Raw genomic sequence first — 12,429 nt, forward strand, 5'->3', positions numbered from 1 at the left:
CGCGCTGTCGAGCACGACCTGGGCGCCGTTATCCGACGGATAGCGGCGCCCAGGTCGTGCTCGGCGGGGTGCGGGCCGCCGCGAGGCGGGCCTCGCCCTCGCGCACGAGCTCGTCGGCGTCCGCCGCTCCCGCGACGGACCAGGTGAGGGAGGTGCGGAACGACGGCCGCACCGGAGCGTCGAGAGCGCCGAGCCGCGCGAGGACCTCCTGGCGCAGGGCCTCGGCGCTCGCGGCGGCGTCGTGGTCGCCCATCCCGGGGAGCGTCGCGAGCACGGCGAACCGGTCGCCGTCGACGCGCCCCGCCTCGCAGCCGCGAGGGAGCCACGCGAGGAGGCTGCGACCGACCGCGGTGAGCACCGCGTCCCCGGCGTCCTGCCCGTGCAGGGCGTTGATCCCGGCCATGTCCTGCACGTCGAGGAGCAGCAGGACGACGCGCGTCCCGCCGTGCGCGACGAGGCGGCAGCGCCGGGAGAGCGAGTGCCACGTGCTGCGGCGCGAGAGCAGGCCGGTGAGCGCGTCGTGCGTGGACCGCTCCGCGAGCGTGCCGACGAGGGAGCGCACGAGCTCGGCGGCTCCCACGCTCGTCCAGTGCGCGCCCCGGACGAGGACGTCGTCGTACCGGCGGTCGTCCGGCCGGGCCATGGCGAGGGTCGCGACCTCGGCGACGGCCGCCGTCGGCGCGACGACGAGCGGCGACCAGTCCGTGACGCTCGCGACCGGGCGGCGCTCCAGGACCGCCCGGCCGTAGCCGAGCCGTCCCGTGAGCGCGGCGACGAGGCTCGTGCGCACCACGACACCCGTGCGCGGGGCCGCCGCACCCGGAGGGGGGACCTCGTCGTCGTGCACGACGACGCACGCCACGTCGGGGTTGCGGAACAGCACCTCGAGCTGCCCCACGGGCATCGAGGAGCCGACGGTCAGCGCGGGGCGGGCGAGGTCGGCGACGGTGCCGCCCGCCCGGCCGCCGGGGCGCATCGCGGTGTGCTGGGCCAGCGCGGTGAGTGAGTCGTGCACAGGGGCAGTGTGGCGGCGCGGCAGCGGTCGCGGCGGGGCGGGGCTCAGTGTTCGACGAGAGTTCACCGCCGGGCCACCGGGGCGTCGACGGGCGTCACCGGTCGTGCCACGACGCGGGGGTGGGGACTCGGCGCGACGCCGTCCCCTACGCTGGGCCGCGTGCCGCCCCGCCGTCGTGACGCCCGTGCCCGACTGACGTTCGAGCTCGTCGAGTCGCCCCACGAGCACGCCCTCGACGAGGACGACGCGTGGGCGGTCGGCCCCGCGCCGACCCGGTCGGCGGACGCGCACGCGGCCCGGGCCACGACCCCGTCGGGACCGGTGCCCGGGGGGCCCCGCGACCTCGACGACGCAGACCTTGCCGCGGGGTCCGGCACAGAGCCCGACGACGAGCCCGGGTCCGACGGCGGCGACCGCGACGGCGCGCCGCCCGCTCGTCCGCGGCGCGGACGCCGGGCGGTCGTGGTCGGCGCGGTGTCCGCCGGGCTCGTGCTCGTGCTGGGCGGGATGGCGGCGGTCGACGCGTGGCACGGCCGGGCGGACCTCGAACGCCTCCGCACGGCCCCGGGCGGGATCGAGCCCATCGCGGAGACCCCTTCCGAGCTGTGGACCACCGACCTCGTCCTCGGGAACGGGCTCGGCTTCCTCCCCGGCGCGATCGTCACCGTCGAGGACGGCGCCGCGGTCGCCGTGTCCCTCGACGGCGGCGAGGAGCGCTGGCGCGTCGACGTCGGCGCGCACGCGGTGTGCGGGAGCCCGTTCTTCTGGTCGCTGCCGTCGGGCGAGCCGGAGGCCAGGATCGTGTGCCTCGCCCCGGTCGTCGAGCACGCCGCCGGGGAGCCGCTCGCCGAGGCCGATCTGCCGGTCGACCCGACGACGGGCCGCATCGACGCGTCGGCCTGGTCGGTCACCGTCCTCGACGAGGACGGCGAGGTGCTCGGGCGCCGCGACACGACGGACGAGGGTGGACTGCCGGCACCCGGGCCCGGGGGCTCGCTGGTCCGCACCGAACGGGTGGGCGAGGTGCCCGCGGGCGACGGCGCCGTCGTCGAGCAGGACCCGGCCACGGGCGAGGTGACGGACCTCCCGGAGGGGCGGCCCGCCGTCGTCCGGGTCGAGGACGCGCTCACGGGCGAGGTGCGCTGGGAGGCCGAGCTGCCGTTCGTGCCCCGGACCGGGCAGTGCATCACGTGGAGCGAGGCCGACGGCGCCGAGACCGTCACTGCCGAGCTCGAGAGCGTCTGGACGGCGTCCGACGCGCGGCTCGTGCGCGTGGAGGGCTGCGGGCTGTCGGCCTGGTTCACGCCCGAGGGGACGCGCCTGGACGAGGTCGACAACCCTTCGGACTCCGTCGTCGCGCTGCCCGACGGGACCTTCTCCCGCGACCCCGCCGGCAACGAGTTCGGCTGGGGCGGGACCGCGGGCACGGACGTGTCGGCCGCTCCCGCGATCCTCGACGCCGACGGCTCGGTGCGCTGGGAGCCGCCGGGCGCCGTCCTCGTCCCGACGGCGACGGACGGGCGCGCCGCCCCGCTCCTCGTCCAGGACGGCCAGGACGTCGTGGCCTTCGACGACGAGGGGACCGAGCTGTGGCGGACGCCGGAGGTCGGGTCGTCGGCGCAGGTCCGGGCGGTCGCGGGCGGCACCGTCGTGCTCTCCAACGGGTACGGCTCGAGCGTCCTCGCCGGCCTGGACACCGCGACGGGCCGGCAGCGCTGGGTCCTGGACGAGGCGGCCACGCCCCTCCTGCCCGGGAGCAGGGGCGACGGCGGCTGGGGGATCGACGCCGCGTACACCGACGGCGTGCGGGTGGTCGTCTCGGTGACGGACTGGGACGCGGGGCGCACGGTGCTCACGGCGCTCGACCTCGTCGACGGCGCGGTCGCGTGGCAGACCGAGCTCGCGAACGACGACGGCGCGGCCTGGACGGTGCCGGTCCAGGGCCGGCTGCTGCGGGCCGACGACACCACGCTCGCCCGGATCGGGTGACGGTTGACGGTCGTCCTACGCTGGGGGCGTGCCCGTCCGACGGCGAGACGGCGGTGACGACCGCCGCACGTTCGAGCTCGTCGAGACGGCCGGGGTCGACGTGGACCCCGACCTCCTCGACGCGCCGCACCCCGTGCTGCTCGGCGCGCCACCGCCTCCTGGTCTGGACGGCGTCCCTCCTGCGAGCCGGGAGACCCCCGGGCCCGGCAGGAGGCGCCCGCGCCTCGTCGCCGCGGCCGTGGTGGCCGGCGTCGTGGTCGTGCTGGTGGGCGGGATGCTCGTCGTCGACGCGGTGACGAGCCGGGACGCGCAGGAGCGGCTGGAGACGGCGCGCGGCGCGGTGCGCGCGCTCGACGGCGCACCGGCCGAACGGTGGTCGGCACCGGCGGCGGCAGAGCGGGGCGTGGCCTTCCTGCCCGGCCTGCTCGTCACGGTCGAGGGTGACGAGGCGGTCGCGCTGGACCTGGACACGGGCGCGGAGGCGTGGCGCGCTCCGCTCGCCGGGGACGAGTCCGTGTGCGGGTCGTGGAGCCCGTGGATGCTGCCCGGCACGCCGGCGCGCACGGTCGTGTGCGTCACCGGCTCCGAGGTGGTGCCGTCCTGGTACGAGCCCGCGCCGTCCGCACCCGTCGAGGAGGACGCCGACGTCCGCCCGGTGACCGTGGCCGTCCTGGACGCGACCGGCGCGGTCGTGGGGGAGCGCGAGGTCGAGCTGGGCGGTGCGGTGCTCGTCCCGGGGCCCGACGGCGGGCTCGTCCGGGCCGAGCGCGTCGGGGAGCCGGGGGAGCCGACCGGCGCACCGGTCGCGGTGGACCCGGGCGCGGGGGAGACCGTCGACGGCGTCGCGGGGCGGGACGTCGTCGTGACGCTCGAGGACGCCCGGAGCGGCGAGGTCCGCTGGCGGCGCGAGCTCCCGTTCCAGGACGTCCCGTGGTCGTGCACCACGTGGGACGCCGAGACTGGCGGCGAGGAGATCGACCCGGAACGGCTCACCGTCGTCGCCACCGAGTCGCTCGTCGACGTCACCGGGTGCGGTGTCGCCGCGTCCTTCCTGCCCGACGGCGCGCGGCTCGACGACCCCGACGTGGCCGCCGACGGCGCGGTCCCGCTCGCGGGCGGGCGGTTCCTCGTCGACGCGGACCGGCAGGGGTCGTCCGGCGCGCTGCGGGCGGACCGTGTGCTGGACCCCGACGGCACGCCCGTGCTCGACCCCCCGGGCGAGGTGCTCGACCCGCAGGCGACGGACGACCCGGCGCCGGGGGTGCTCCTCGTGCGCGACGGCATCGACCTGCGCGCGTACGACGACGAGGGCTCGCGCCTGTGGACGTTCGACGGCACGCGCGCCCCGGAAGCGGTGTACGTGCTCGCGGACGGGACGGCCGTCGTCGGCACGGCCAGCACCGTCGTCGGGCTCGACGCGCTCTCCGGGGAGCAGACGTGGTCGCGGTTCCTCGACGACCTCGGGGGCGAGGAGGGCCGCCCGACCATGGTCGCGCAGGCGTTCACCGACGGGCGCTGCGCGATCCTCGTGCTCGTCGACCCGTCCACCGGCTCGCGGCCGCGGGTGGTCGCGCTCGAGCTCGGCACGGGCGCGCTCGTCTGGGAGGCCGACGTCGACGGGGAGTGGGCGTCGTTCGTCTCGGCCCAGGGGCGGTTCCTGCGCTGGGACGGGCAGACGGTGGCGCTGCTGGGGTGAGCCGCGCCGCGGCTCACCCGACGAGCGCCGCGTCCGCGGGAACCGCGGCCCAACCCGTCCGCCGGGTGGCGAGGTCCGTGGATCCGAGCCGCCCCGTGGGGGACCACGTCGTCACGAAGCGTCCCGGGCGGAGCCGCTCGTCCGTCGCCCACAGGACCGTGAGCGCGGCCTCGGCGTCACGGTCGCCGCCGTCCGCCAGGACGGTGAGCTCCGCGACGCGGTCGGTGAGTGCGACGGTGCCCTCGTCCGGCGTGCCGCCCGGGAGCACGGACGCGCCCCACACGTCCCACAGGAGGAGCTCGTGCCGCTGTCGGTGCGCCAGGTCGGCGAGCACGTACCGCTGCACGAACCCCGGCCCGGTCAACCAGGGGAGGTCGGGGCCGGCGCCGTGGTCGGTCAGGTCCCGACGCCCCGCGCGGTACGCGGACCAGACCTCGGCGGCCGTCTCGAACGGTGCGTCCTCCCCGGTGGGCAGGTCGTGCGGGTCGAACGCGACGTCGTCGGGCGCCGCCTCGGGGTCGAACCGGACCCAGCGCGCGCCGTCGTGCCGCTCCGCGACGACGTGGTCGTGGCGGAACCCTTCGGCGCCGAGGTAGTCGACGAAGCCGAGCCGCGTCCGGGCGGGGACGTCGTGCTCGCGGAGCACGGCCACCGCGAGGAGGGAGTGGTCCCGGCAGCACCCGCCGACCTGCTGCTCGGGGGAGCGGGGCGCGTCGAGGGGGCCGGGCGCGCGGTCCGCGACCGCGTCGAGGATCGACGCGACCCAGCGCCGGTCGACGTCGTCGAGCTGCGCGGGTGTCGGCGGGGTCGTCCCGGCGCGGTAGTGCACGACGGCGGTCGTCACCGCGGCGTGCAGGCTCGCCGGCTCGGGCGGCACGGCGGCGAGCAGCGGGGCGTGGTGGCGGGGGTCCGAGTACGGGCTGTGGTCGGCGTAGCGCGAGACGTCCATGGGCCGACCCTCGGCCCCGCCCCAGGGGCAGGGTCAAGCGGTCCTGTCCGGTGGCAGGACCTCGGGGCGGACCCTACGGTCGGCCTAGCCGCACGCCGCCGGGCGTGCCGCCCGCGACGACGAAGGGCCGCGCACATGACCGAGAGCACTCCCGCGACCGACGACGCGCTGGCCGCGGCGGTCGCCGCGGTGAGCACGCCGTCCCCGGTGGACACCCCGCTCGGCCGGTTCGAGCTGGTCGACGGGGTGCCGACCCCGGAGTCCGTCGAGCGGCTCTACGGCTCGCTGGACTTCCTGCGCGGCGTCGAGGCGTTCCTCAGCGCGATGCCCGGCGCGTCGCTCGTGGCGATGCGACGCGGGTTCCGCGAGCTCGGCCTCCTGCGCTCGAACCAGGTCGGGTACACCGACCCGCGGGCCGACTCGGGCGGCATCTTCCTCACGCCGAACACGGCGACCACGTACGGGTCGCTCTTCGTCGACCTGCGCGAGACGGGCCCGCTCGTCATCGAGCCCCCCAAGAACTCGCTGTGCGTGGTCGACGACTTCTGGTTCCGCTACGTCGCGGACATGGGCATCGCGGGTCCGGACCGCGGCGAGGGCGGCCGCTACCTGTTCCTCCCGCCCGGCTACGACGGCGAGGTCCCGGACGGCTACTTCGTCTACCGGACCCCCACGTTCACCAACTGGGTCGTGCTGCGCGCGCTGGGCGGCGTGCCGGCGATGAAGGAGACGCGGATCTACCCGCTCGCCGACGCGGGGGACCCGCCCCCGACCGAGTTCGTCAACATCGCGGGGACGCGCGTCAACACGGTCCACGCCAACGACGCCTCGTTCTTCGACGAGGTCGCCGAGATCGTCGCGGAGGAGCCGACGAGCGCGCTCGACCCCGAGCGTGCCGGGCTGCTGCGGGCCGTCGGCATCGTGCCCGGCCGCCCGTTCGTCCCGAGCCCGGAGCTGCGCGCGACGCTCGACACGGCGGCCAAGGCCGGTGCGGCGATCAGCCGCGCGCTCGTCTACTCCCCCCGCGACCCGGAGGCGCGCGTCGCTCCCGGGTCGAGCTGGCTCCAGGCGTTCCTCGGCGGCTCGTACGAGTTCCTCGCCGACGGCGCGAGCCTGCTCGACGCACGCGCGCAGTTCCACTTCTTCGCAACCGTCATCACGCCCGCGATGGCGCACGCCCAGGTCGGCGCCGGGTCGGCGTACGCCTACACGGCGCACGACGCGCAGGGCCGCATCCTCGACGGGTCGCGCACGTACCGGCTCGTGCTGCCGCCCAACCCGCCCGCGAAGAACTTCTGGTCCGTCGACCTCTACGACACCCAGACCCGGTCGCTGCTCCAGACGGACAACCCGTACCCGAGCCTCCTGAGCCTCAGCGGCGCCGTGGCGACGGAGGAGGACGGCAGCACCGTGCTGTGGTTCGGCCCGGAGCCCCCGGCGGGACGCGAGTCCAACTGGGTCGGGACCGTCCCGGGCAGGTCGTGGTTCCCCATGCTGCGCCTCTACGGGCCGCTCGAGCCGTGGTTCGACCGCACGTGGCTCCCGGGGGACCTGGAGCTCGTCGAGGACTGACGCCCGGTGTCAGTGCGCGCCCGCGGCGGGCCCGACGGCGAGGGCGACCTCCGCGACGACCGCGTCCGGCTCGTCGGACCACGGGACGGCGTACACCTCGCGGGACGTGGCGTGCTCCTGGCCGGTCGCGACGCGGAGCACGTCGAGGTACCCGACGATCTGCGGGAACCGGCAGTCGCGCGACGGCACCTCGACGTAGGCCTCCGTGCGGGCCGGGTCCTCGCGGAGCACGACCGGCCCAGCGGGGACGACCGCCCCGCGGTACGGGACGCACGCCTCGACGCGCCCGGCGACGTCGCGGCCGACGGGCGAGTGGTAGATCACCCAGTGCGCGGCACCCGCCTCCGCCCCGGCGGCGGCGAGGTGCGCGCGGATCGTCAGCAGGTCCGCGCTGAACGTGGGGACGAGCTCGGACTGGGTCGTCAGCGACGTGATGGTCGCGACCGTGCACGCGGGGACGTCGCGCCACCGGACCGACGCGCCCTCCGGGCCGGGCGCGGTCTCGTGCCGGTCGTCGCCGGCGAGCCGGCGCGCGAGCTCCTCCGCGGTCGCACGCTGCGCGGCGAGGGCCCGCTGCTGCTCGTCCCACCAGCCGAGGAGGACGTCGCGCACGTCCCGCGGGTCGGCGTCGAGCACCTCGGGGACGCGCGCGAGCGGTACGTCGATCCGGCGCAGCAGCGCCAGGGCACGTGCCCGCTCGACCTGCTCGGGCGCGTACGCGCGGTACCCCGTGCGGGGGTCGACGCGGGCCGGGGCGAGGAGTCCGTTCGCGTCGTAGATCCGCAGGGCCTTGATCGACAACCCGGACGCGCGCACCATCTCGCCGCTCGTGAGCGACGCCGACGCCCGGGGCGCCCCCTGCTCCTCCGTCACGCGTCGAGCGTAACGACCGGGGTGCGTCCCGTCCGGGCGACCGCACGCCGTCGCGCAGCACTACCCTGGCCAGATGCCTGACGACCTCACGCAGACCGCCGTGCCCGAGCCGACCGTGGGCCGGCAGGTGCCCGAGGCGCCGGTCGCGCCCCGCCGTCCGACCCCGCGCACGCACCACGGCGAGACCGTCACCGACGACTACGAGTGGCTGCGGGACAAGGAGTCGCCCGAGGTCGTCGCGCACCTGGAGGCCGAGAACGCGTACACCGAGGCGCGGCTCGCCCACCTCGAGCCGCTGCGCGAGCGCATCTTCGAGGAGATCAAGGCGCGCACCCTGGAGACCGACCTGTCCGTGCCCGTGCGGCAGGGCGCGCACTGGTACTACGCGCGCACCGTCGAGGGCTCGCAGTACCCGATCCGGGCGCGCGCGCCGATCGACGCGAGCCTCGGCAGCGACGCGCCGTCGTCGTGGGTGCCGCCCGTGCTGGAGCCGGGCGTGCCCGTGCCGGGCGAGCAGGTGCTGCTCGACGACAACGTCGAGGCCGAGGGCCACGAGTTCTTCTCGCTCGGGTCGTTCGACGTGTCGGTCGACGGCACGCGGCTCGCGTACGCCGTCGACGTCGTCGGCGACGAGCGGTACACGCTGCGGATCCGTGACCTGGAGTCCGGCACCGACCTCGTCGACGAGGTCCCCGGGACGTTCCCGGGCGCCGTCTTCTCCCCGGACGGGCGGTACGTCTTCTACCCGACGGTCGACGACGCGTGGCGGCCCTGGCGCGTGTGGCGCCACGAGGTGGGCACGCCCGCGACGCAGGACGTCGTCGTCTTCGAGGAGCCCGACGAGCGCTACTGGGTCGGGGTGGGCGTCTCGCGCTCGCAGCGGTTCGTGCAGATCGACGTGGGCTCGAAGATCACGTCGGAGACGTGGCTGATCGACGCCGCCGACCCGACGGCCGAGCCCCGCGTCGTGTGGCCGCGCCGCGAGGGCGTCGAGTACACGGTCGAGCACGCCGTCCTGCCGAGCACGTGGTTGCCCGCCGTCGAGCACGACACGGAGGACGGCGACGGCCCGACGACGACGTCCATGTCGGGTTCGGCGGGGGCCGGGCGGGACGTGCTGCTCGTGCTGCACAACGACGGCGCGGAGAACTTCGAGCTCGTCGTGACCGGGGTGCCCGACGACGGCGCGAGCCCGGGCGGGCCGGGCGACGCGACCGTCGTCGTGCCGCACGACCCCGAGACCCGGCTGGAAGGGGTCGACGCCTTCGCCTCGCACCTGGTCGTGTCCTACCGGCGCGACGCGCTGTCGCGGCTCGGGGTGATCGACCTCGCGTCCGCCGAGCCACCGCGGCCCGTCGGTCTGCCGACACCGATCCGCACCGGCGACACGCCCGCGCCCGCGACCGACCACTGGCACGTGCACGAGGTCGCGTTCGACGAGCCCCTGTACACCGCGGCGCTCGCGGGCAACCCCGAGTGGGACCAGCCCAACGTGCGCCTGTCCTACTCGAGCTTCGTCACGCCCTCGACCGTGTACGACCTGCGCGTCGAGACCGACGAGCTCACGCTCCTCAAGCAGCAGCCCGTGCTCGGCGGGTACGACGCCGCGGACTACGTGCAGCGTCGAGAGTGGGCCACGGCCGAGGACGGGACGCAGGTGCCGGTCTCGCTCGTGTGGCGGCGCGACACCGTCGGGCTCGACGCGACGGGCACGGGCGCGGAGCCCGCGCCGCTGCTGCTCTACGGGTACGGGTCGTACGAGATCAGCATCGACCCGGGGTTCTCGATCTCGCGCCTGTCGCTGCTCGACCGCGGCGTCGTGTTCGCCGTCGCGCACGTGCGCGGCGGCGGCGAGATGGGCCGCCGCTGGTACGACGACGGCAAGACGCTCGCCAAGCGCAACACGTTCACCGACTTCGTCGCCGCGGCACGCCACCTCGTCGACGCGGGCTGGACGAGCCCCGAGCGGCTGGTCGCGCAGGGGGGGTCCGCGGGCGGGCTGCTCATGGGCGCGGTGACCAACCTCGCGCCCGAGCTGTTCGCGGGCGTGCTCGCGCAGGTGCCGTTCGTCGACGCGCTCACGTCGATCCTCGACCCGTCGCTCCCGCTGACCGTCGTCGAGTGGGACGAGTGGGGCGACCCGCTGCACGACCCCGACGTCTACCGGTACATGCGCACGTACACGCCGTACGAGAACGTGCCCGACGACGCGGCCCACTACCCGCGGATCCTCGCCGTGACGTCGTTCCACGACACGCGCGTGCTCTACGTCGAGCCGGCCAAGTGGGTCGCGCGCCTGCGCGCCGCCGGGGCGCCGGCCCTGCTCAAGATCGAGATGCACGCCGGTCACGGCGGCGTCTCGGGCCGGTACGAGGGCTGGCGCGAGGTCGCCTACGAGGACGCCTGGGTCCTCGACGTGCTCGGGCTCGCGGGGCGGTGACCGGCCGGTGACGGGCCCGACGACGGACGGGGTGAGCCCGGTGGCCGCCGTGGCGACGACCCGGTGACCGGGCCCACGCCCACGGCCGACCCGCGAGCGGCGCACGACGCGACGCCCCCGGGCACGGCGGCGCTGCTGCTGCGCCCGCTCGGCTACCTCGCGATCGGGCTCGTGTGGACGGCGATCGGGCTGTTCGTCGTCGGGCTGTACCTCGCGCTCGCCACCTACGGGCTGTTCGAGCCACCCGAGGACCAGGAGCTGTGGTCCGAGCTCGCCGCGGCTCCCGGTGACGTGGCCGGTCGCCTCGCCGTCGTCGCGCCGATCGCCGTCGTGCTGACGGGTCCGGTCGCCTGGTACCTGTCGTGCGCGATCTGGCCGCTCGCGGCGCTGTCGTTCGTGTACGCCGGGCGGGCGCTGCGGCCGTCGTACCGCGGCGACCGGCTGTCGTTCACGAGCCACGTCGCGCCCGGGACGACGCTCGGCCCGCCCGTGCCCGGGCCGGTCGCGATGTCGCTCCAGCCGCAGCGGCGCTCGCGGCTCACGGACACGCTCATGCGCTTCTACGCCTGCGGCTGGAACCCGGACTTCCGTGAGTTCTGGCCCGCCGTCCCGGCCGGGATCGCGTGGGCGCTCGCGAGCACCGGGGCGTCGACGGCCCTGCCGTCGGGCTGGCGGCTCGGGCTCGCCGTGGCTGCGGTCCCGTTCGCGCTCTGGTCCGTCGTCGCGCTGCGCCGGGCGTGGACGTGGCGGTTCCACCGCGAGCGCGCACGCCTGGCGGCGCGGCGCCGCCTCGAGCGGCACGGCGACCGGTACCGGATGGACCCGCGCGTCGTCCGCACGCGCCCGCAGTCGTCCGAGCACCGGGCCGGTGTCGAGGCCGAGCGCGCCGCGTCGCGCGTCGCGCAGGACCGGCTGACGAGCCTCACGAGCGACGAGATCGGCGAGCGGCGCGAGGCCGTGCTCCGGGCGCGCGAGCGGCGCCGCGCCGAGGGCGGAGCCCATGGTGGGCGCCGCGCCGGAGGCGACGACGGGGAGCGGGGGCGCGCGGGGGAGACCGCACCGTGACGACGGGTGGAGACGACGGCGCCCGCCCGGCCGTGGTCCGTGCGGACGCGCCGGGGCCGAGCACGGTCGCGCTCGTGCTCCGCCCGTTCGGCTACCTCACGACCGGGCTCGTGTGGACGGCGATCGGGCTGCTCCTCCTGGCGCTCTACGCCGGCGTGGCGGTCGCGCAGGTCGTGTGGGGCGCCGGCGTCCCGCCGGTGTGGGAGGTCGACGGCAGGCCTGTGGGCTGGGGCGTCGCCGCACTGCTCGTCGTGGTGCTGGCACCGCTCGCGGGACCGGCCGCCTGGTACCTCGGGTGCGCGACGTGGCCGCTGGCGGCGCTCTCGTGGATCTACGTGGTGCGTGCGCTCCGACCGGCCTTCCGGCGGGAGAAGCTCTCCCGCACCACGTACGCGCTCCCCGGCACGACCCTCGGACCGATGACCGCGACGCCCGTCGCCCTGTCGCTCCAGCCGGTGCGGGCGTCTCGTGCCACGGACGTGCTCATGCGGTTCTCCGCGCGCGGCTGGCGGCCGGTCGGCCGCGATGCCCTCGCCACGCTCCCGGCCGGCGTCGGCTGGGCGGCGGCGACCGTCGCGTGCTCGCCCCACCTGGGGGCGGGCGCGCGGACGGCGCTCGGCGTGGCTGCGCTCCTGCTCTACGGCACGACGGCGGTCCTGCTGCGTCGTGGGTGGACCCGGCAGTCGGGTGCCGTGGCAGCCCCGGAACAGCGCCCGGTGGTGGACCTGACGGCCGACGAGATCGGTGCCCGCCGTGCGGCGGTGGCCCGGGCCCGGGAGCGGCGGCTGCGCGCTCGAGGACGGTCCCGGGAACGCTGAGCGCGCGGGGAC

9 protein-coding genes are annotated in these 12,429 nt (G+C 76.4%); 6 read left to right on the forward strand and 3 right to left on the reverse strand.

Annotated features, from left to right (window positions below):
• Positions 1-28: 28 nt before the first annotated feature.
• Complete coding sequence (locus tag FIC82_RS03570) at positions 29-1,015, reverse strand: GGDEF domain-containing protein (protein WP_154797588.1); 987 nt, start codon at positions 1,013-1,015, stop codon at positions 29-31.
• Positions 1,016-1,174: 159 nt separating this feature from the next.
• Between FIC82_RS03570 and FIC82_RS03575 the strand changes: the two genes are divergently transcribed.
• On the forward strand, positions 1,175-3,004 hold the full coding sequence (locus FIC82_RS03575; RefSeq protein WP_154797589.1) for a PQQ-binding-like beta-propeller repeat protein: 1,830 nt from the start codon (positions 1,175-1,177) through the stop codon (positions 3,002-3,004).
• 28 nt (positions 3,005-3,032) lie between these two features.
• Positions 3,033-4,700, forward strand: a complete 1,668-nt coding sequence (locus tag FIC82_RS03580) for an outer membrane protein assembly factor BamB family protein (RefSeq protein WP_154797590.1) — start codon at positions 3,033-3,035, stop codon at positions 4,698-4,700.
• A gap of 13 nt (positions 4,701-4,713) precedes the next feature.
• Here the strand turns inward: FIC82_RS03580 and FIC82_RS03585 are convergent, their stop codons facing one another.
• Positions 4,714-5,649 carry a transglutaminase-like domain-containing protein gene (locus tag FIC82_RS03585; RefSeq protein ID WP_154797591.1) on the reverse strand — a complete coding sequence of 312 codons (936 nt, stop codon included), beginning with the start codon at positions 5,647-5,649 and terminating at the stop codon, positions 4,714-4,716.
• A gap of 135 nt (positions 5,650-5,784) precedes the next feature.
• On the opposite strand from FIC82_RS03585, the gene FIC82_RS03590 reads away from it, so the two are divergent.
• On the forward strand, positions 5,785-7,221 hold the full coding sequence (locus FIC82_RS03590; RefSeq protein ID WP_154797592.1) for a DUF1254 domain-containing protein: 1,437 nt from the start codon (positions 5,785-5,787) through the stop codon (positions 7,219-7,221).
• Between the two features lie 9 nt (positions 7,222-7,230).
• On the opposite strand, the gene FIC82_RS03595 is transcribed toward FIC82_RS03590, so the two are convergent.
• On the reverse strand, positions 7,231-8,094 hold the full coding sequence (locus tag FIC82_RS03595) for a MerR family transcriptional regulator (protein WP_154797593.1): 864 nt from the start codon (positions 8,092-8,094) through the stop codon (positions 7,231-7,233).
• Between the two features lie 73 nt (positions 8,095-8,167).
• Between FIC82_RS03595 and FIC82_RS03600 the strand changes: the two genes are divergently transcribed.
• The 3 genes from FIC82_RS03600 to FIC82_RS03610 all read left to right on the forward strand — a co-directional run bounded on the left by FIC82_RS03600 (position 8,168) and on the right by FIC82_RS03610 (position 12,417).
• Positions 8,168-10,534, forward strand: coding sequence for a S9 family peptidase (locus FIC82_RS03600; RefSeq protein ID WP_154797594.1), 2,367 nt, complete (start codon positions 8,168-8,170; stop codon positions 10,532-10,534).
• A 63-nt stretch (positions 10,535-10,597) separates the two neighbouring features.
• On the forward strand, positions 10,598-11,599 hold the full coding sequence (locus FIC82_RS03605) for a hypothetical protein (protein ID WP_154797595.1): 1,002 nt from the start codon (positions 10,598-10,600) through the stop codon (positions 11,597-11,599).
• A complete protein-coding gene (locus FIC82_RS03610; RefSeq protein ID WP_154797596.1) occupies positions 11,596-12,417 on the forward strand; it encodes a hypothetical protein in 822 nt (273 codons plus the stop codon). Before FIC82_RS03605 ends, FIC82_RS03610 begins: the two co-directional genes overlap by 4 nt.
• The last annotated feature ends 12 nt before the right edge of the window (positions 12,418-12,429 follow it).

Source organism: Cellulosimicrobium protaetiae, assembly GCF_009708005.2.
GTDB lineage: Bacteria > Actinomycetota > Actinomycetes > Actinomycetales > Cellulomonadaceae > Cellulosimicrobium > Cellulosimicrobium protaetiae.